17 protein-coding genes, 1 other RNA gene and 1 pseudogene are annotated in these 19,688 nt (G+C 40.9%); 8 read left to right on the top strand and 11 right to left on the bottom strand.

Annotated features, from left to right (window positions below; translation table 11 throughout):
- Window positions 1–77: 77 nt before the first annotated feature.
- Complete coding sequence (locus tag ACQFX9_RS02605; RefSeq protein ID WP_427160573.1) at window positions 78–530, top strand: hypothetical protein; 453 nt, start codon at window positions 78–80, stop codon at window positions 528–530.
- Window positions 531–542: 12 nt separating this feature from the next.
- Window positions 543–1,103, top strand: a complete 561-nt coding sequence (locus ACQFX9_RS02600; protein ID WP_427160572.1) for a glutathione S-transferase family protein — start codon at window positions 543–545, stop codon at window positions 1,101–1,103.
- Window positions 1,104–1,191: 88 nt separating this feature from the next.
- Here the strand turns inward: ACQFX9_RS02600 and ACQFX9_RS02595 are convergent, their stop codons facing one another.
- The 4 genes from ACQFX9_RS02595 to ACQFX9_RS02580 form a co-directional block, all read right to left on the bottom strand.
- Window positions 1,192–1,683, bottom strand: a complete 492-nt coding sequence (locus ACQFX9_RS02595) for a YajQ family cyclic di-GMP-binding protein (RefSeq protein ID WP_236144971.1) — start codon at window positions 1,681–1,683, stop codon at window positions 1,192–1,194.
- Window positions 1,684–1,838: 155 nt separating this feature from the next.
- Complete coding sequence (locus ACQFX9_RS02590; RefSeq protein WP_427160571.1) at window positions 1,839–2,234, bottom strand: MAPEG family protein; 396 nt, start codon at window positions 2,232–2,234, stop codon at window positions 1,839–1,841.
- Window positions 2,235–2,309: 75 nt separating this feature from the next.
- A complete protein-coding gene (locus ACQFX9_RS02585; protein ID WP_103139421.1) occupies window positions 2,310–2,813 on the bottom strand; it encodes a DNA recombination-mediator protein A in 504 nt (167 codons plus the stop codon).
- A gap of 266 nt (window positions 2,814–3,079) precedes the next feature.
- Window positions 3,080–3,322, bottom strand: coding sequence for a hypothetical protein (locus ACQFX9_RS02580; RefSeq protein ID WP_427159696.1), 243 nt, complete (start codon window positions 3,320–3,322; stop codon window positions 3,080–3,082).
- 11 nt (window positions 3,323–3,333) lie between these two features.
- Here ACQFX9_RS02580 and ACQFX9_RS02575 point away from each other — a divergent pair.
- Both ACQFX9_RS02575 and ACQFX9_RS02570 read left to right on the top strand, forming a co-directional pair.
- Window positions 3,334–4,392, top strand: a pseudogene (locus ACQFX9_RS02575) (transposase); the annotation flags it as partial.
- Between the two features lie 53 nt (window positions 4,393–4,445).
- On the top strand, window positions 4,446–4,886 hold the full coding sequence (locus ACQFX9_RS02570) for an SRPBCC family protein (protein WP_427160570.1): 441 nt from the start codon (window positions 4,446–4,448) through the stop codon (window positions 4,884–4,886).
- A gap of 91 nt (window positions 4,887–4,977) precedes the next feature.
- Here ACQFX9_RS02570 and ACQFX9_RS02565 read toward each other — a convergent pair whose 3' ends face one another.
- Window positions 4,978–6,066, bottom strand: a complete 1,089-nt coding sequence (locus ACQFX9_RS02565) for a phosphotransacetylase family protein (protein WP_427160569.1) — start codon at window positions 6,064–6,066, stop codon at window positions 4,978–4,980.
- 699 nt (window positions 6,067–6,765) lie between these two features.
- Window positions 6,766–7,143, bottom strand: a complete 378-nt coding sequence (ebsA, locus tag ACQFX9_RS02560; protein ID WP_427160568.1) for a type IV pilus biogenesis protein EbsA — start codon at window positions 7,141–7,143, stop codon at window positions 6,766–6,768.
- A gap of 601 nt (window positions 7,144–7,744) precedes the next feature.
- Between ebsA and ACQFX9_RS02555 the strand changes: the two genes are divergently transcribed.
- The 3 genes from ACQFX9_RS02555 (at window position 7,745) to ssrA (ending at window position 12,650) form a co-directional block, all read left to right on the top strand.
- Window positions 7,745–9,151, top strand: coding sequence for a glycosyltransferase (locus tag ACQFX9_RS02555; RefSeq protein WP_427160567.1), 1,407 nt, complete (start codon window positions 7,745–7,747; stop codon window positions 9,149–9,151).
- Window positions 9,152–10,193: 1,042 nt separating this feature from the next.
- Window positions 10,194–12,140 carry an amino acid transporter gene (locus ACQFX9_RS02550; protein ID WP_427160565.1) on the top strand — a complete coding sequence of 649 codons (1,947 nt, stop codon included), beginning with the start codon at window positions 10,194–10,196 and terminating at the stop codon, window positions 12,138–12,140.
- 118 nt (window positions 12,141–12,258) lie between these two features.
- Window positions 12,259–12,650, top strand: a transfer-messenger RNA (tmRNA) gene (gene ssrA, locus ACQFX9_RS02545).
- Window positions 12,651–12,708: 58 nt separating this feature from the next.
- Here ssrA and ACQFX9_RS02540 read toward each other — a convergent pair.
- The 4 genes from ACQFX9_RS02540 to lysS all read right to left on the bottom strand — a co-directional run bounded on the left by ACQFX9_RS02540 (window position 12,709) and on the right by lysS (window position 18,352).
- On the bottom strand, window positions 12,709–15,471 hold the full coding sequence (locus tag ACQFX9_RS02540; RefSeq protein ID WP_427160564.1) for a CHAT domain-containing protein: 2,763 nt from the start codon (window positions 15,469–15,471) through the stop codon (window positions 12,709–12,711).
- Between the two features lie 64 nt (window positions 15,472–15,535).
- Window positions 15,536–16,252: a helix-turn-helix domain-containing protein gene (locus ACQFX9_RS02535; RefSeq protein WP_427160563.1), complete on the bottom strand. Its 717-nt coding sequence runs from the start codon at window positions 16,250–16,252 to the stop codon at window positions 15,536–15,538.
- Window positions 16,236–16,649, bottom strand: a complete 414-nt coding sequence (locus tag ACQFX9_RS02530; protein ID WP_427160562.1) for a type II toxin-antitoxin system RelE/ParE family toxin — start codon at window positions 16,647–16,649, stop codon at window positions 16,236–16,238. The genes ACQFX9_RS02535 and ACQFX9_RS02530 overlap by 17 nt, the downstream gene beginning before the upstream one ends.
- A gap of 176 nt (window positions 16,650–16,825) precedes the next feature.
- The gene (lysS, locus tag ACQFX9_RS02525) at window positions 16,826–18,352 is read right to left on the bottom strand and encodes a lysine--tRNA ligase (protein WP_427160561.1); all 1,527 of its coding nucleotides are present in this window, start codon (window positions 18,350–18,352) and stop codon (window positions 16,826–16,828) included.
- A gap of 138 nt (window positions 18,353–18,490) precedes the next feature.
- On the opposite strand from lysS, the gene ACQFX9_RS02520 reads away from it, so the two are divergent.
- The gene (locus ACQFX9_RS02520) at window positions 18,491–19,048 is read left to right on the top strand and encodes a Uma2 family endonuclease (RefSeq protein ID WP_427160560.1); all 558 of its coding nucleotides are present in this window, start codon (window positions 18,491–18,493) and stop codon (window positions 19,046–19,048) included.
- A 76-nt stretch (window positions 19,049–19,124) separates the two neighbouring features.
- Here ACQFX9_RS02520 and ACQFX9_RS02515 read toward each other — a convergent pair whose 3' ends face one another.
- Complete coding sequence (locus ACQFX9_RS02515; RefSeq protein ID WP_427160559.1) at window positions 19,125–19,547, bottom strand: hypothetical protein; 423 nt, start codon at window positions 19,545–19,547, stop codon at window positions 19,125–19,127.
- Window positions 19,548–19,688: the final 141 nt, after the last annotated feature.

Genomic DNA, 19,688 nt, shown 5'->3' with positions numbered 1-19,688 from the left:
ACTGAACAAGAAAAGGACTGAAGCCACCTAAATTTATTTATGGGCATAGTTGAATTTTGAATTTGGAGCGCAGCAACGTGACTTACCAAAATGCACCTGATTTAGTGGCTGACGATTATATTGTTATTGGTCTTGCAACCTGCTTCATCAAGTCAGATGGGGAAATTCACCAAGTCGAAGTCCTAGAACCGATTCCCTCGGCTGCTTTAGAAACACTTTTAAAAGGTATTCCCACTTCCTATAAATTTGCTTGTGCAACTAACCTGGGTGCAGTAGTCAACGGCGAACAGCCAATTTTACCAGCAGGGTTTCCTGAATCGGCACAATTTGCTGATGAATTTGTGTCACGGGTATTTGCATCGGCTCGCACCTATAAACGCAAAGAAAGCGTGCAAGCCTTAATACCGATTGGTACAACCTATACTGATTTACAATATTCCCTGGAGCGCAAGCGGGTACTGAATGCTACTAGATTAATTACAAAAGAAGATAATGTGAAACAGCATTCTCACACCCACAAAGTCCTTTAGTCTCAGGTAGTTATGTTGAAACTGTATGGTGGCGCACGCAGTCGCGCTGCGATCGTGCAATGGTATTTAGAAGAATTGGCAGTTCCCTATGAGTTCGTTCTGCTGGATATGCAGGGAGGTGAACATCGCCAGCCAGAATTCTTGAAAATTAACCCCATTGGTAAAGTCCCAGCCATTGTCGATGGCGACTTTCAACTATGGGAATCAGGCGCGATTTTGCTGTATTTGGCTGAAAAGTATGACAAATGCCCAACTTCACCAGAGGAACGTGCAATCATTTCTCAATGGGTACTCTTTGCCAATGCTACTTTAGGTACGGGTATTTTTGTAGAAGCAACCCGCGAACGGGAAACACCGCGTTTATTAACTCCCCTCAATGAAATCTTTAGCAAGCAATCTTTCTTACTAGGAGAGGAATTTAGCGTTGCTGATGTGGCGGTGGGTTCTATATTGGCTTACATTCCCTTAATGCTCAAACTAGATTTGAGTGCTTATCCAGCAGTTGAGCAATATATTCAGCGTATGGTAGGAAGACCAGCATATCAAAAGGCGATCGCTGGTAGGTCTTCTTAGGGGTATAGGGGTATAGGGGAAAGAATGAAGATAAATTATTTACCCTTACACCCTTACACCCTTATACCCTCACACAGCTAAACACCTTTTATCTATAATTCGTAAACTGCAAAGCCACAGGATAGTCTTCTTGCTTTAACCTTTGGATGACGGTTTGCAAATCATCTTTGGCTTTAGCAGATACGCGCACAGCATCACCTTGAATAGAAGCTTGGACTTTTTTAAATTCGTCACGAATCAGTTTGGATATTTGTTTGGCAATATCCTGACTGATTCCTTTTTTGAGGGTGATTTCTTGACGAACACGATTACCACTAGCTGACTCAACTTTGCCAAAATCAAAGATTTTTTGGGAAAGATTCCGCTTGGCAGCTTTTTCTCGCAAAATGTTGTGAACAGACTCTAGGGTAAATTCGCTGTCAGTGCCAATAGTAATGGTTGTTTCACCCAATTCCACAGTAGTTTGGGTGTCTTTGAGGTCATAACGACTTTTGAGGTCTCGGACGACTTGATCAACAGCATTCACCAATTCTTGTCGATCAAAATCACTCACAATGTCAAAGGAGTAAGTAGCAGCCATAAAGTAATGTTGGACTTTAAATGTTGGGACTGGGGATCGGGGACTGGGGATTGGGGACTGGGAGACGAAAGGGGGCAGGGAGAAATGGGGAAATTTTTCTCCCCCTTGCACCCTGCACCCTGCACCAATTCCTCTTCCATGCCCTATCTCCGAATTTAACCCCTAGCTTGAATGATACTCAGAACAAAGAGAGTAGCACAGCTAAGAGAGCCAATGCCAAACATGAGCGATCGCAATAACGGTATATTCAAAATATAAAATATTGAGTACAGCAACCGAGCTACTACATAAGCGATCGCAGCCCATGTGGCTGTAACAGAATTTACACCAGTAACATAAGCCATTAGTGCCGCAGCCAGGAACACCATGAACGTTTCAAAGGAATTTTGATGCGCCCAGGTAGCCCGTTGAGCGTATGGTGGTAATTTATCAAACATGGCTCGTGGGGCAGAAACGTCATACCCCACTTGCACACGCGCATACCCTACCAATAAAAATGGCACGTAAATTAGCACCGCAGCTGCGGCGATCGCATACAAAAAAATTATCATTATCTTCTACCCTTTAGTCATTAGCCGCTTGCTCATCGTCAACGATTGGCTTGACTGTTAACTTTTGGCTGTTGACTAATCAAAGTAGAAAAGTGTTACCACTTTTCTTTGTTCTTCCGCTTCCCCACAAGTTTGAAGTAGGGTGCGACTGTCATGAAATGCGAAGCAAATCAACTGCTGACAACGAGAGACAATCTCTTTGTTACAGATGTAGCTAGCTTCAGCCAAAGACAGGTTATCATTCCCTGGATTTTCTACCAAGTGCATAACCTGCTCTAGTTGCTGACGCGATTCATAGGGCTGGCGTTCTAAACTTTGGGGCAGAATTACTGTCAGCAAATTCGGATCAGCTCGCATGGCTCCCTTAATTGCAGCTGAATTCGTACCCGTAGCCCCGGATGTAATGACTCTATTGCCTGATAAAACCAAGGCATAAGTCATCATTTCAATAAGATTCTGATGCGTAATAGGCACATGACGCGACCCCAGCAAGGCAATTCTTTTAGAACCTGTTTGCTGGATTGTTGCTAGTTCTTGCGCTAACGTATCGAGGTTGATGAGGTCTATTGACTGGCTCAAAGACGGAGGTAATCAGATTAAACAACCCAGATATTTTACCAAACACTGGGCAAGTCGGAAGTGAACTTGAGTCATATCCTGCTAAGTTTTTTTAACTTATGCTCTTGATTTTGAACCCATACGTCAAAAATCAATCTTCAAAGTGATGCTTTTTACATTCGTTAGGTTTAGAGATCACTTTAGCTATCCCACTTGATATATACAACTTGTTGTATACAAAATAGTTAATATAAAAGTTTTCAGAGGGAACATTTTACCATCACCATTTACTCACTTCTTGCACCTAACGTAGATACCCGTAGAAAGCCAATAGACAGCACAAAACTATAACAAGATTCAAATAAGGATAGATAAGTAAATTTAGTTATAAATAGAACGTAAATGCCGTAATATTGCGTAGAAAGTAAGATTTCCGCGTCGGCGGTTACTTTTTCGCCGAAGACATGGATATGTTTGCCTTTGATACTTAAAACATGAGAGAAAAGGCGTGAAATACTTGAATTAAACAAAGCACTGATTAATGCTTGCCCACGCCCAAAAACTAGTTTATAGCCTGAAAGAACTGATGCCAACGCAGTACCAGAAAGATAATTTAGAAGCTATGCTGGCATTATTTTTAGAGGCACAAGGACACCCATTACCCGAACACAGTCAAACAAAATCTCCAAGTGCAATCAGCCGATTTCTCAATATCAATCCTTGGTCAACTAGGGAGATGATTCGTGTTGTTCGTTCCACCGCATTACAAACAGTACTCAAGGTTTTAGCATCATCTGCTAAAGGAAGAAAACCCTTTTTACAAGTAATAATTGACCTAACGACTTTAGAGAAACGAGGTAAATTTCAAGAGTTTAGTGATTTAATCAGAGTCTACAATGGTAAACGCGGTTTGCATCTGGTCGTGGTTTATTTGGTAATTGGAAGATGCCGTATCCCTTGGAATTTTAGGGTTTGGAGAGGTAAGGGAACGCCTTCCCCTGCAAAGCTAGGACTGAAACTCGTGAAACGTTTACCGCAATCTTTAACTCAACATTTCCAGACAATTATTTTAGCTGATACGGCCTTTGGCAGTATAGAATTTCTTGAGGGTGTACGTCGTCTGAAATATCATGCTATTACTGGTGTATCTATTAGCCGTAAATTAGCAGATGGTAGACTTTTAAGACGCTTACATCAGCAAGGGCAACAGGTTTATCTGTTTGGGTTAAGCTTTCCTGTTACTGTTTCTTGGTATTACTTAAAACGCGATAATGGCAAACTAGAAAAACGTTTTATTTTATCTACTCGCCCGATTAAAGCTTCTACTCTTAAATGGTGGGGTAAGCGTCGATGGCAGATTGAGGGATGGTTCAAAACCGCCAAGCACCGTTTTGGTTTACATCGCTTTGGGCAAGGAACTCTGCTGGGTATGTATCGTTGGCTTATCCTTTCTCTCACTGCTTATCTCATAGCCCATTGGAGTTATCTGCATACTCAGTCAGCATCACCACCTGATTGGGGTCAAGCTGCACAACTAGCTCTTGAATCTATTTTCCCTCAATTAGTAGTGTATCTTCTTTTACTTAACATTGAACGCCTCACTCCTCTTGCACGTAGTTGTGGTTTTGACATTCATATTTCCAGGTGCAAGATGTGAGTTTACCAACTACCATCAACATGAAATTTAGCCACACTGTAGAAACCATCGCTCCTAGCGATCGCATCTGGAATATTTGGACAGACGTGAAAAATTGGCCGACATGGGACACTGAATTAGAATTTGCTTCCCTAGATGGCAACTTTGCACTCAATGCTCAAGGTAAGCTCAAATCTAAAAATGCACCTGTATCGACGTTTTTGATCTCTCAATGGGAACCACAAAAGAGTTATACATTTACCACTGTATTACCTCTGTGCCAACTCAACGTTAGACGATATCTCACCCAAAACCAAGGTAAGACATACTTCACTCACGAGGTATCATTCACAGGCTTACTATCTTTTGTGTTTAGCAACCTATTAGGGCGAAAATTTCAAACAGTTTTACCAAAAGTTATGGATAATATTCGCCGACTGGCAGAAAGCTCAAACTGAATGAATGTTTTTGGCTAGTCGTAAATACAAATTAGAGCCGCACGGTTGTACGACTCTATGAGCTTTGGTAGTTGACGAAATCGTCTCAGATTTAGACTGTCACCGGGGTTAAGCCCAACTTAGACAACAGACGGTTAACATCAAAATTTTCCGACATTAACTGACGAATGCACTCTACTTTAATTGGTTCGTGGACACGGACTTGACCAAAAGTGCGATCAACGATTTCGACAGTAGTCAGGGTATCTAAATCAACTGACAAAATCGGAATTTCTAATTCTTCAGCGCGACTAAGAATAAATTGTGGTGGTGGTAGTTGTCCTGTGAGAATGAGACATTGGGTGGAAGTTTCTAAAGCCGCCTGTTGAATTTCTACACGATCGCCTCCGGTGACTACTGCCATATTCCGCCGCTTGCGGAAATATTTCACAGCCGCATTCACATTCATCGCCCCAATCGCTAAACTTTCCACCATTAAATCTAAGCGATCGCTGCGACAGAGAACTTCAGCCTTGAGTTGTTTGACTAATTCCCCAACGCTGACACTGCGGAGTAAATCGTTTTTCGGTAGCACAGCCATCACAGGTATACCCTGCTGTTCTAGAAATGGGCGCACAGAACTATTGACGGTTTCTAAATGGATAGTGGGAACATCATTGATCACAACCCCAAGCAAGCGATCGCCTACACGCTCCTTAGCAGACAATATCGACTCCACAGACAGCAAAGAATCATAGCGACTCACCAAGAGAACAGCCGCATCTAAAACCTCTGCCACTTGCAGCAAAGATAAATCAAACAAATAACCCTCTGTCAAATCGCCAGGGGCTTCTAGCAGCACTAAATCCCCTCTAGGAACTTGTAAATACTGCTCCACCAAAGACTGACGATAATCAGTTTTGTCCTCACCCCGTAAACGTCTTTGCACACTGGCTTCATCTAAGGCCAGCATTATCGGCACAATCCGGTTCGCTGAGAGATTGAGACTAAGAGTAATAAACTGGACATCTTCGTCAATCACAGTACCATCAGATGTACTCAAACAATTGCCCAAGGGCTTACCATAGGCAATATCCAAGCCTTTTTTCTGTAACTGATGAGATAAACCCAGGACTGTTGCCGACTTACCACTGTAAGTTTCAGTTGAGCCAATCAGCAAATATTTAGCAGATTTCGGCACACATGCACTCCTAATTTCAAAAGGAAGTAAAACCCAGCCAGGTGTTTATTAATTTTAATTGGTTCTGGCAGAATCATTAGCCTATGAACAAATTTAATTTATCTAAAAGTTTTTTCTGAAAGTAAATTTTTTTGCTTTTATATTTATATATTTTTACTATAGGAATCCGCTTTGATTCCTGAAATCATTTGCGTAGGAAGGGAACAGGGAACAGGCTTCTGCCGTGAGCGTCAGCCGAACGGGAACAGGGAATAGGAAATAGGTAAGAAGGAACAAAAGTGTACGGAGTTTTTTTCAGAAATCAAATATGAGTCCTATATGATCTCAGTAAATTTTTAGTCTTGATTCAGACATAGTTAGGACTTACGCAACGCCGATCATGTCATTGCGACCGGAACAAAGTGTAGGGAAGCAATCCTAGCGTCAGGTGAGATTACTTCGCTATCGCTCGTAATAACGGAGTTACGTTATTTTTGCGTAAGTCCAGATAGTCTTAATTTTCAATCTGAAGTGAAGATTTTGTGATAATCATACTCATACCTTCCCACCATCAGGATAATATTTTTAGGTAAGCGGGGACAGCAGCGAAAGTGAGTTTTATCAATATTTTCGTGCAAGGGTATCAAAGCAAAAAACAAGGTTGTCAGGCTACTCCAAAGTTTACTTTCCCTGACAACCCACAAATTTTAATCAACTGAATTATTCATCAATACGTAGTAATTTGCGGTAAAAAGATTGTGAAAAATCAGTTACTTTGTAGCGTTTAGAGTTCTCTAGAAGTTCAATTAAAAAACTAATAAATTCAAAGCTAGCCATCATGACTTCATAGTTTAACTCAGAATTACCATCAAATTGCATTCGGCAACGGGTTAGATCAGAGGGTAGAGTAGCCACATTCCAAGAAGCGACAAAAGGAACATTATCACCAGATTCTATTTTCCGGTGGCCTTCCAAAATGCCCTTTTGGTAGAGACTAATCGCATAAGGTAAAAAATTACGCTTCGCTGCACCCTGAATGTAAGGCAGGTAGACATTAGCTTGTTGGGCGTTAGCAGGCTGGAGTTGCTCAATAGACATTGTTGAATATTCCTCAACAGTAGTTGACAACTAAGGATATTTAGTAGTTCTCCATGAAGTATTCCCAAAAAATTGCTAATGTACACAGGGAGTGCTGAGTGCTGAGTGATGAGTGATGAGTGCTGAGTAATGAGTGCTGAGTAATGATTGCTGTTAGTAGTAGCAAGGTGTTTAGCCGATGCTGAGAAAATTCTACCTTGTCTACCTTGTCCCCTCCCCAGTCCCCAATCCCCAACCCCCCATGATAGTCACTGCAAAAGTTACTGCTAAGAAATATTAAAATCTCAGTTACAATAGGGCTGCATTAGCTTTTAGGGAAGCTGGGCGCAATAACGCTGCAAATTACTGCCATTAGGTAGTAAATGCTGTTATTGCAATTTCTACCAACAATAAGCTGTTGCTGCTTTGTTTTCATTTAGTCCTATTTCTAGTTCCGATTGTGGAACAGCTTGCATATTTGCTATGAAAAAGTAAGTTTTTATACTTAAATTTTTCTAGTAGGGCTAAACACAGACAAAGTTAGCTCATACACTTTGGCGTGATCTGATTCCCAGCTTCTTTTCAGGTGTAGACAAATACTGGTTTTTGAATCAAGTAACTTATGCCAGCAAATTCCTGGCCCGACAACGATTCCTACAAAGAACTTGATCCACTCAACTCCTTGTTGTCTGACCTATCAGTAACTGAGGAGTCAGTGGTAGAAACGCGGGATTTGTCTTTACCATCCCGGTTTCAAGGGCGTAGAGGTAAAGCAGCTCTCATCTTAACCATAGTCTGGAGCGGTACGATCGCCTTACATTTAGCTTCCTGGGGTTCTCTCTTTGTGCTAAGTGTGACTGCCATTCTCGGTATTCATGCTTTAATCATTGGGTTTGCTCAACCCCGTCACTATCAGAAGGAAATGCAGGGTGAATTACCTGTGATTTCTGTATTGGTAGCAGCAAAAAACGAGGAAGCTGTAATTGGTAAATTAGTCAAAAATCTTTGTAATCTGGAATACCCCAAAGGGCAATACGAAGTTTGGATAATTGACGACTATAGCACCGATCAAACCCCCCAAATTTTAGCAGAATTATCCCAGGAGTACGATAATCTCAAGGTACTCAGACGTTCTGCTCAAGCGGTGGGTGGTAAGTCAGGTGCGCTTAATCAAGTTCTGCCTTTGACAAAAGGCGAAATTATTGCTGTCTTTGATGCTGATGCTCAAGTAGCCTCAGACTTATTACTCCAAGTAGTACCTTTGTTCCAACGTGACAAGGTGGGGGCGGTGCAAGTGCGAAAAGCGATCGCCAATGCCAAGGAGAATTTTTGGACAAAGGGGCAAATGTCCGAAATGGCTTTGGATACTTGGTTTCAGCAACAACGTACTGCCATTGGTGGCATTGGTGAATTACGAGGTAACGGTCAATTTGTGCGCCGCACAGCCTTAGAGAACTTCGGAGGATGGAACGAAGAAACCATTACCGATGACTTAGATATGACTTTCCGCCTGCATTTAGATAACTGGGATATTGAGTGTGTATTCTTCCCAGCCGTGCAGGAAGAAGGTGTCACCAACGCAATGGCACTTTGGCATCAGCGTAACCGTTGGGCTGAGGGTGGTTATCAACGATTTTTGGATTATTGGGATTTAATCCTCAAAAATCGCATGGGTACGCGCAAAACCTGGGATATGCTCATGTTTATGCTCACCATGTACATCCTACCCACAGCAGCTATTCCTGATTTGTTGATGTCAGTTTATCGTCATCGCCTGCCAATTTTAAGCCCTGTAACTAGCTTGTCAATCACAATGTCAGTTATGGGTATGTATGCAGGCTTAAGAAGGATACGCCAAGAGCAGAAATTCACTGTTTACACCCCCTTTGTCTTACTACTCCAAACTGTGCGCGGTACTTTGTATATGCTGCACTGGTTAGTAGTAATGAGCAGTACCACAGCCCGAATGTCAGTTAGACCAAAACGGCTGAAGTGGGTGAAAACAGTCCATACAGGTACTAGTCATTAAATCCTGTATAAAATGCACAATTCCCATTCAAAATTTTTGGGTTTTGTATTTTTTGATTTTTTTTTAAACTGAGTTCAGGATCACAAAAGGGACAGGTATTAAGCTGAAGATAGCCTTAAATTCAGCAACCTGTCCTATGCTTTATTTTGTAGAAAATTTTTAATTTGGGGGAGCGATGCCTAATGAAATTCGGATCAGCATCTTGTGCGATCGCTCTACTCGAAAACAGTTTTAATCCTTGTCCTTTTTGTCAGGAAAATGTGTGGATGCTAACTTAGGTGTTGAGAGTAAAATCTATCTACACTGAAGTTATGAGCCACTCACAGGAGTCTAGAACCGAACGGATAGACATTCGTACAAGTTCTACTGCCAAAAAGTGGTTTACTAAAAGACTGCCTCAAACGTCTCAACTCAGCCGCAGACATTTATTTTTAATGTTGAAGGATATTCGGAAAATTTTCGAGTAATCTCCCTTATTTCAGTTTGGATTGATGGCGATCACTTCACCTCATCGTCAATTCATCCAAGTTTCTTGGTTATTTTATGCAGTTGCAATTATTCAAGAACTACTTGAGGCTGTTGGTGGTGTAGCAGCACTCGGTTAGGAATATGTCAATTGCTAACTATAATTAATAGCTAATTGCTTGGTGAGTTTAAAACTATAGGAATCATATTTGATTTCTGAAAAAAGCTCAGTACACCTCTGTTACTTCTTTTCCTGTTCCCTGTTCCCGTTCGGCTGACGCTCACGGCAGAAGCCTGTTCCCTGTTCCCTATCTACGCAAATCATTTCAATAATCAAGTCGGATTCCTATAGCAGTTAGCTATTTTTGCTTTTGGCGATTAGATTTTAGTTTTGAGTTGCTCAAAGTTAGCAAAAAGGATTGATGGCGACATTGAGGAAAGGGGCAGCAGTAAGCGATGAAAAGGCTTTTACCCTTACCATAGACACAAACGCAAAAGTGTGAAGGCATTTCTCAAGAAGCTGACTGCGATGTAATGCAGGGTGGTATCGTAAGCTATAGAGCAGGAGTAGTGTTTGATGGTTAAACCAACTGTTCCAACACCAACAATCAGCAGAAAGTTGATGCGCTGGTTGCTGGAAGAAGACCGACAAGAAAAAGAAAGATCACACGATAACGAAGAAATACATCGCCAGCATCCCTGGTGGCAAGTAATGTGCCTAACGGGTGTCGATTATTTTTCCACCCTTGGCTATCAACCTGGTATTGCAGCATTAGCAGCAGGCGTTCTTTCTCCCATCGCCACATTGATTTTAGTCTTGTTGACACTGTTTGGCGCATTACCGATTTATCGCTATGTTGCTGCTAAAAGCCCCCACGGGGAAGGCTCAATTGCCATGCTTGAGCATTTGCTTTCATGGTGGCAAGGTAAATTATTTGTGTTGTGCTTACTGGGCTTTGTCGCCACCGATTTCATCATCACTATTACCCTGTCAGCTGCCGATGCTACGGCTCATATCGTCGAAAATCCTCTCGCCCCAATGTGGCTACACAATCAGCAAATAGGCATAACCCTGATATTGGTCGCACTATTAGCCGTAGTTTTTCTCAGAGGCTTCAAAGAAGCAGTTGGAATAGCAGTATTTTTGGTGGGAGTTTATCTGCTATTAAACTTGATTGTAATTGGTGTTGGGCTGTATCAGATTGTCATTAATCCATCCGTGATTACTAATTGGCAAACAGCACTTTTTGCGCGCCATCCCAATTTTGTAGTCATGCTTGGCGTAGCTGTTCTACTATTTCCGAAGCTAGCACTAGGATTATCAGGCTTTGAAACTGGTGTTGCAGTGATGCCGCTTGTTAAAGGCCAAAGCAGCGATGATCCCTACTTCCCCAGGGGGCGTGTTCGTAATACACGCAAACTGCTAACTACTGCTGCTTTAATTATGAGCTTCTTTTTAATTACCAGCAGTTTTATTACTACTGTTTTAATTCCAGCCGCAGAATTTCAAACAGGAGGTAAGGCTAATGGACGTGCTTTGGCATATTTGGCACATCAGTATATAGGTAACGCTTTCGGTACACTTTATGATCTGAGTACAATTTCTATATTGTGGTTTGCCGGTGCGTCGGCAATGGCAGGACTGCTGAATATTGTGCCTCGCTATTTACCACGTTATGGGATGGCACCAAATTGGGTACTAGTAACACGTCCGTTAGTGTTAGTCTATACGATTATTGCTTTTGGTGTAACAATTATCTTCCAGGCAAATGTGGAAGCCCAAGGTGGAGCATATGCGACAGGTGTACTGGTGTTGATGAGTTCAGCTGCGATCGCTGTTACCCTATCAATTCATTATCAAAGAACGAAGCGGCGAACTATACTTTTTGGGCTGATCACACTGTTGTTTATATATACTACGGTTGTCAATATTATTGAAAGGCCAGAAGGACTCAGAATCGCGACATTTTTCATAGTTAGTATTATTTTCACCTCCCTGATTTCACGGGTTTGGCGTTCGACGGAACTACGAGTAGAACGGGTTGAAATTGACGAAATAGCCCAAAGCTTTATTGCCGAAGAAAGTCAAGGTGCAATCCGCATCATTGCCAATCGACTGAATACAGGTGATGAACAAGAGTATTTTCTCAAAGAGAAAGAAGTGCGTGAGGATAACCATATTCCGCCTACCGATCCTATCCTCTTCTTAGAAATTTTAGTATCCGACCCTTCAGAATTTACGAATGTAATCAGAGTCCAAGGGTTACAAGTGGGTAAGTATCGGATTTTACGAGCGCAAGCTACAGCAGTCCCGAATGCGATCGCCGCATTACTTCTTTACATTCGCGATCAAACCCATAAAACTCCTCACGCTTACTTCGGCTGGCCAGAAGGAAATCCCATCCAATATTTACTGCGTTTTATTTTATTTGGTGAGGGTGATATTGCTATTGTTACCCGTGAAGTGTTGCGTCGAACTGAGAAAGATCCTGAACGCCGACCTGCTATTCATGTTGGAGGTTAAGTCAATGCCTCTTTTACAGAACAAGTCGGCGATCGCTTTTCCTCAACTACTCACCAAAATCCCACCGTGTTTACCCACAACTGTAAAATCGCGTATTATAATTAGAGTATAGAGACATGGGTCCGTAACGGTTTCGACAGGTTGGCGAACGCTGCTCTATGATTCAGGTCGAGAGTGAGTCACCTCTCGCAAATCAAGGCTCAAAACAAAAGTAAATGCGAATAACATCGTAAAATTTGCTCGTAAGCCTGCTACTGTTGCAGTTGCCTAATAATCTCTCACAGATTCGAGCGTCTTTAGTTTGACTCCGTTAAGGACTAAAGACCAACCCCCAACGGACGCTCTAGCAAGTGTTCTCTGGTTGGCTTGCTAGCTAAGACTTAATCAGAGCATCCTACGTTCGGGATAATGAACGATTCCCGCCTTGAGGGTCAGAAAGGCTAAACCTGTGAACGAGTGGGGGGTCAATACCCAATTTGGACAGCAGTTCGACTCTGCTCGGATCCACTAAAATAAATGAAAATCCACCTAGTTTTAGGTGGATTTTATTTTTTAAACACTTGTATTTTTATCGTAAGCCTTGACAAATAAAAGCAGCCCAGTAACGGGGATGTGCAAACGGAAATTGCTGAGTAGATTGTTCAATTTCTTGAATTTTTCTGTTCAATTTAGCATACATATTATATTCAAGCTGCCATTGCTTATATTCAATCGAATCTAAAGGATATTTTTTCCGATTTCTTGCTAGTTCACGTTCTCTGGTGTCAACTTCTTGGAATATCTCTTGAAGATTTGCCTTTGTAAATTCACGTAGTTTTATTTGCGCTTGCCGTAGTGCTTCGGGACGGTTTTTACCTTCTTGTCTTTGCTGATAGTACAAAATGGAAAATAATGCTGTGGCAAAATCTTCCACTGACCAGAGTGTACTAACTACACTTCTAGCACCAGCACATAAAAAAGCTGTAGAAAGTGTCAAAATATCATCAGTTAATGAAGGAATCCCTAAATGAGTTTCACAGCAAGATAGAAATACTTCTACAAGTTGAGGTAAACGCCAACTGGGTGTCATTAATTCCCCCAAGGTAATACTGCTGTCATTGGCTAATTTTAACCGTGATTCTAAAGGATTATCTAGTCGAGATTCCGCATGGTGACAGCAATGAATTATATTAACCTGTTGTGCTAATTTTCGATAGTTTTGAGGAGTAGCTTGATTACTACCAATTAATCTATTTTCTCTGGGGATGTTGTAAATTTGGGCAAGTTTTTGTCCCTCAAATCTAGCACAGTAAAGGTTATCTTCTGCATCTTCCACAGTGCCATATTGTAGAGACAAGCCATTTACTATGTCTCGTTGCTGACAAAATTCTAAAATTTGGCAGCTTGGACTGTAACGAATCAGAAATTTATCTCCTAAATATTCCTGATATTCTCCTGTAGGCAAGGCAGCAAAGGGAATTTGATGTAATAAAAGGTGAGGTATTAAAATTAATTCTTCTATCGCTTGAAGATGTTGAGATATGAGTTGAGATATTTGTAAGCGTTCAGCTAATTCAAGGAGAAAACTGGAAATTTGAGTTTCCCATTTTTGAGTTTCATCTCTATAAGGGAATAACCAATTCTGCTGAATCCAGCCTTGTAATATATTTAATCCTTGCCCTTTACAAGTGTGAAGAGTAATTTGGGTTTGCTGTACAATAAAAATATGGGTATCTGTGTCAGTAGTATAGAAACTTAAAATAGCAGCGTTTGGTTTGTCAATCAGCTTTTGAATTGCAGAAAATTCAGGCGCGCTAACTTGAATCTCACCAGCTAGCACAGGATCTAAACGTCTAATATCTTCCCATATTCGTTGTTTTTGGTTTTCTAAATTGGCGATCGCCTCATTATAAGCTTGCCAAGCAGGACGTGTCTCACTGCGATTATTTTTAGATTGATGGCGATCGCGCTCTAGATCAATTTGTCGTTGCAATTCTTCATACTGCTGCAATAACTCCTGAACTGCTGGGGAAATTTCGTCACCTTGGTAGAGGTCGTTACTTGCCATTAAGTCTACTAGACTTTTGGCGCGCGATCGTTCTGCGTATTCAAATGCTTTTTCTATTTGCCCAGCATTAATGCAGGCCTTTACCATATTCTGGTAAATCCCAATAGCTTCTGTGAGAATCTTTTGACGGCGTGATTCGGACTTGACCCAAATACGACTAGTTTCTACTGCTTTAATAGCAATACTATAACCATCAATAGCTTCTTTCCAAAGTCCTGATTTGAAAGCAGTATTTCCCAGATTGCGTGCATTTCTAACTGCTTCAGCAGGATATATTTCAGGTATATGGATTTCTAAGGCTAATCTATAAAAGTCTATTGCCAGAGTCGTTAAACCTTGGTCACGGTAAACATTACCCAAGTTATTATGAAGTATGGCATAGGTAAAGGGATGACTTTCACGGGTGTAAAATTTTAAAGAATTATGAAAAGCTTGAACTGCCAGTTGTAAATTATTTTTTAGTTCTCCCTTAATTCTTTTATGATATGCAATACCCAAATTCATTTGAGTATTTGCCCATTCTTCAAGAAAGGAGTTTTTATTGATTAATTCTAAAATATCATTATAAATATTTATTGATAATTCCCATTTTTGATAGTAATTATTACTTAGAAGGTCACAATGTGCAGATGCAAGATGATTTTTAACTATAGCCCATTTCTCAATCAGGTTATTTTTTTGGAATATATCTGCTGCTAAATTACAAATTTTTACCAATTGTTCTAGCTTTTCAGGATTATCAAACTTATTGTTTTTAATTCTATATTTTTTTACATAAAAGGCAACCCAATTAGTTTGAGTTTCAGACCACTCTATAGGAAATTCTTCATAAGAATACACTTTTAAAGCATCCTGATAAGCGAATAATGATTTTTCCAGATTTTCTAAAGTATCACCATAAATTCGCTGTCCATAAGCATTTCCCAAATTAACCCTAGATGTAGCCCATAATTTAAGAAAATGTTTACGAGTGAAAATGACTTCTACAACTTCGCAACAAGCAATTGCAATATCTATATTATCGGCTATATTTCCGTATGGAAACTGTCCAATGAGAGTAGCAAAATTAACAATAGCGATAGCGGCTGCTACACTTTGATCATTAGATATTCCTTCTCCATAAAAGTAATTTTTAGCCCAATGACGTAATAATTTTGCAAGATTCAAATCTAGCTTTTCTAAATTTTTTTTGAAAAAAGTATAAGTTATATTTTTGTTACCATCATTCCGTGATATTATTAGTAATGATTTCAGTAAAAAATCTAGTTGATCTTCTTTTGCCATTATTTTGAATATATCTAGCTAAGTGCATTTTTATTGCTATTTATGTAGCAATAAGATTTTATAATCATTTAAAAATAATTTCTATCTTTACTAGTAATTCTTCAGCTAAATACAACAACTCAATTTCATCAATTTCATTACTAGTTCCGCGATTAGTTTCTGCAACTGCCAAATTACTAGCTAACACATTTTTCACAGCAAAAAGCCTATCTTCTTCATCCGCCAAAAGCAGACACTTTTCTAATTCTGTAGCGATGTCTGTAATTGTCTTTGTACTTAAACGCTCTCTGACTTTCACTGCTACTAAATCATCACTTTTAAGCAGTTTTACTAAATCTGTTCTCATGGCATTATTTTCACTGGAAAATTTTGCGATCGCCGCACTCACATATTCCCGCACAGTCATGTTTGCTGCTGATGCTTTTTGTGCAACTACATCTGGTACATCTACTAGTAATAGACCTTCATTATCACTGGCTTGATATAGGTCATCTCCTTGTTTAACTGCTACTAATAAATCAGCACCTAGAGTATGTAAATAATGCAAAACCGACTCTAATTCATGTTCTTTTAACGGCGACTCCAATTTAGACACTGCTGCTTGTTTTACGCCTAATTTCTCTGCTAGTTGTGCCTGTGTTAGTCCTGATTTATTACGTATTTCTCGCATAGCATCAGTAAGATAGAGACGTAGGTACTCTAGCTTCCCTGCCAAAATCACCTCTGAGTCGTCACTAATCTGTTGCTGCAACCAAGCTTGAAAATTAGGCTTTTTCATCATTCCTCTGCTGTAATTCACGCAATCTGATTCTTGCGGGTTCTTTGTCTTTATCTTTGATAGCGTCGTCGTATTTTTTCATAAAGGCGTGTAGCACCACAAACCTCTGAGGGGTAGCAGTCGTTAAGATAAACCTGGGATTATGCTCACTCTTAGTCATACGTAACTCATACAGGTCATCTTCCAATTTCTCAAAAATCCCACTAGTAAGTGATGCCAATCCTTTGTTGCAAAGGTAGCCAAGATTAACTTGCAAACGCCTAGTTTCAGAAGCACTCAGTAACGGCTTTGGTGGATTTTCTGGTTGTTCTTCTTCAGGAATCATCCGTATGAAAAAGGCAAGTAAATCTTTGGGTATTTCTCCATTAACATCTTGATAAAGTTCCCACGTCCAAGTCACTTCCTACCTCACAATATAGTATTCCTCATAGGGAATGTCAAGGTTATTATTCCTTACAAGGAATAACATATAGAATGAGTACGTGCAACTAAGATAATCAAACCATGAGTATAAAAATGGTGTGTCACGACTTTGCTCGAACACACCAGGTTATTGATATCAATTGTCGTGACTTATTAAGTCGCTGACTCTGGTGATGCTTCTGATTTGTCTGGCTTGAGTAGGGGGAAGGCGATGACATCCCGAATACTGGCAGAATCAGTTAATAACATCACTAATCGGTCAATGCCAATACCTAAACCGCCTGTGGGTGGCATTCCATATTCCAAAGCGGTGAGGAAATCTTCATCTACGCCTTGGGCTTCTAAGTCACCTGCGGCTTTTTTGGCGGCTTGGGCTTCTAGGCGTTCTCTTTGGTCGATGGGGTCTGTTAACTCTGAGAAACTGTTAGCAGTCTCCCGCCCAACTATGAATAATTCAAACCGTTCTACTAACCCAGCTTGAGAACGGTGGGGTTTAGCTAGGGGGGAAATTTCTACGGGATAATCAATTACAAAGGTAGGCTGAATTAAGCTGGTTTCTACCTTTTCTTCAAAGGCTAAATTCAGCAATTTACCTATAGATGGGGCTTCATCTACGCCAGGAATACCAGCATTTTTACTTGCTGTTTTGGCTGCTTCTAAACTTTGGAAAGAATTGAAATCTAAGCCTGTATATTCTTTGACTAAATCGTGCATTGTTACCCGTCGCCAAGGTGGTGTTAAATCTACACTTTCGCCTTGGTAGGTAATTTGCAATGTGCCGAGAACTTCTTGAGCGACGGTGGTAATAATACCTTCCGTTAACGCCATCATATCGTTATAGTCGGCGTAGGCTTGGTAAATTTCAATGGAGGTAAATTCGGGGTTATGGCGTGTCGAAATGCCCTCATTGCGGAAAATCCGCCCTAATTCAAAGACTTTTTCAAAACCACCCACAATTAACCGCTTGAGATGGAGTTCTGTGGCGATTCGCAGATACAATTCCATTTCCAGGGTGTTGTGATAAGTGATGAAGGGGCGCGCATCTGCACCGCCAGCTTCACTTTGCAATACTGGGGTTTCAATCTCTAGGAAATCACGATCTTCTAGGTAGCGGCGAATACCTGCGGTAATTTGGGCGCGACGGCGGAAGGTTTGCCGCACTTCGGGGTTAACAATCAAGTCAACGTAGCGTTGACGGTAGCGTTTAGCAACATCCGTCAATCCATGCCACTTGTCGGGTAGGGGTAGGAGGGATTTGGTGAGGATGCTGTATTGTTTAACGTAGACCGATAATTCGCCCTTTTCTGTCCGTTTGATTGTACCTTTAACTCCCAGGATGTCACCTGCATCTGTGAGTTGTTTGAGGTGATTAAAAGCATCGGCATCAATTTCTGCCATGCTTTCTTGGATACGACTTTTCTCTAGATAAATTTGAATTGTGCCGGTTTCATCTTGCAAGGTGAAGAAAGCCAACTTACCGAAAACACGACGCGCCATAATGCGTCCAGCAATGGCAACTTCCACATCAACTTCTTCACCACTGGGTAAATCAGCAAATTTTTCTTGTAACTCTGCGGCGTGGTGTGTAGATTCCCAACGGTAGGCGTAGGGATTACTTCCTAGCTGCTTGAGTTGTTCTACTTTCTCCAGCCTGGCGGCACGGATATCTTCTTCCGACATGGTAACGAACTTTCAGAGGGCAAGATTAATTATAAATGGGGATTAGGGATTGGGGATGGGAGAAGAATTTTTATGATTTTCTGAGGTGGTGATTTGGAATTGATGCGATCGCTACGATTAAACTACAATCAAAGCACTATGACACAAACCAAAGTCCGCTTGTGGAACGTAGAAGAATATCACCGGATGTTGGAGACAGGTATTATTGCCGCCAATGAACGGGTAGAACTAATTGCTGGGCAAGTAATTCCGATGAGTGCGAAAAATCCTCCCCATGCAGCCACAACTTTATGTGCTTCTGATTATCTCAAACGGCTGTTGGCGGATGTTGCTTTAGTTCGTGTACAAGATCCCGTGCAGTTAAGCCAATACTCTGAGCCTGAGCCAGATATTGCGATTGTTCGTATCGAGCCGCGTAAATACATTGATCACCATCCTGCACCTGATGAAGTATTTTTATTAATTGAGGTGGCAGATACAACCCTAGAGACAGATCGTAGACAAAAAGCACCTCTCTATGCTCAAGCGGGAATTGCTGAATACTGGATTTTAGATGTCAATAAATTTCAAGTTTATGTTTTCCGCGAACCCAGTGGGGAGGGTTACAAGCAAGAATTTATTTTAGGGGAGAATGCAACGCTATCTTTGATTGCTTTGCCAGAGATAGAAGTTGAGATTAGCCAGTTATTTCCCTAGTTTAATAAAGTGAAGCGATCGCTCCCATTTTATCCCTGCAAGCGATCGCTATATTTGTCTAAATTAATCTAGTGCTTCAATGAATTAAGGCATATCGCGCTAAAGCTGCCTTGATTTTCAAACTGGTAAGTTGTTCTATCGCTTGAATTAAGTTTTCCTGTTCTGGTTGTAAATCCAATGCTTGCAAGGCTTGATGGAAATTATGACCAGAATGGAGTTGATGTTGGAGTTCTTGACGTTGGGAGAGATTTAAAATTGCCGCAATGTCTTGATTGCGGCGTTGCATCATCCCTTGGAGTTGTTGACGTTCCATCGGTGTCAAATCCAGTCTAGACCAGTTAGGGTAATCGGTAATCAAATTACTAACAGAGTTAGCAATTTGAACCGCAGGATAAAGGCTTAAGGGTGCAGCCAAGGCAATACTCGGCATTGAGAGGAAAAAGGTCAAAAAAGTAGCTAATAAGGGTATCGATAGCCACTTACGAGAGTTAATTGCCATGATTAGCATTTCCTAGACGGAATTGGATGTTAGTAATCTGCAATTGTGCAGTTAGGAGTCACATTTGAGATTTTCCCACTCTTGCAGCAATCAGGACTTATGCAACGAAATTTTTTGTAGTAGGGAGGGGTGTGATACCAA

Source organism: Aliinostoc sp. HNIBRCY26, from assembly GCF_050235535.1.
Classification (GTDB): domain Bacteria; phylum Cyanobacteriota; class Cyanobacteriia; order Cyanobacteriales; family Nostocaceae; genus Trichormus.
The sequence above is the reverse complement of the archived record's forward strand: the minus strand, read 5'-3'. Positions and strand labels throughout refer to the sequence as shown.

What these genes read in the sequence shown, in the direction of transcription:
- ACQFX9_RS02600 (WP_427160572.1), top strand. Translation starts at nt 543, where the DNA reads ATGTTGAAACTGTATGGTGGCGCACGCAGTCGCGCTGCGATCGTGCAA.
- ACQFX9_RS02595 (WP_236144971.1), bottom strand. Translation starts at nt 1,683, where the DNA reads ATGGCTGCTACTTACTCCTTTGACATTGTGAGTGATTTTGATCGACAA.
- ACQFX9_RS02590 (WP_427160571.1), bottom strand. Translation starts at nt 2,234, where the DNA reads ATGATAATTTTTTTGTATGCGATCGCCGCAGCTGCGGTGCTAATTTAC.
- ebsA (WP_427160568.1), bottom strand. Translation starts at nt 7,143, where the DNA reads ATGTCTATTGAGCAACTCCAGCCTGCTAACGCCCAACAAGCTAATGTC.
- ACQFX9_RS02555 (WP_427160567.1), top strand. Translation starts at nt 7,745, where the DNA reads ATGCCAGCAAATTCCTGGCCCGACAACGATTCCTACAAAGAACTTGAT.
- ACQFX9_RS02550 (WP_427160565.1), top strand. Translation starts at nt 10,194, where the DNA reads ATGGTTAAACCAACTGTTCCAACACCAACAATCAGCAGAAAGTTGATG.
- ACQFX9_RS02540 (WP_427160564.1), bottom strand. Translation starts at nt 15,471, where the DNA reads ATGGCAAAAGAAGATCAACTAGATTTTTTACTGAAATCATTACTAATA.
- ACQFX9_RS02535 (WP_427160563.1), bottom strand. Translation starts at nt 16,252, where the DNA reads ATGATGAAAAAGCCTAATTTTCAAGCTTGGTTGCAGCAACAGATTAGT.
- lysS (WP_427160561.1), bottom strand. Translation starts at nt 18,352, where the DNA reads ATGTCGGAAGAAGATATCCGTGCCGCCAGGCTGGAGAAAGTAGAACAA.
- ACQFX9_RS02520 (WP_427160560.1), top strand. Translation starts at nt 18,491, where the DNA reads ATGACACAAACCAAAGTCCGCTTGTGGAACGTAGAAGAATATCACCGG.
- ACQFX9_RS02515 (WP_427160559.1), bottom strand. Translation starts at nt 19,547, where the DNA reads ATGGCAATTAACTCTCGTAAGTGGCTATCGATACCCTTATTAGCTACT.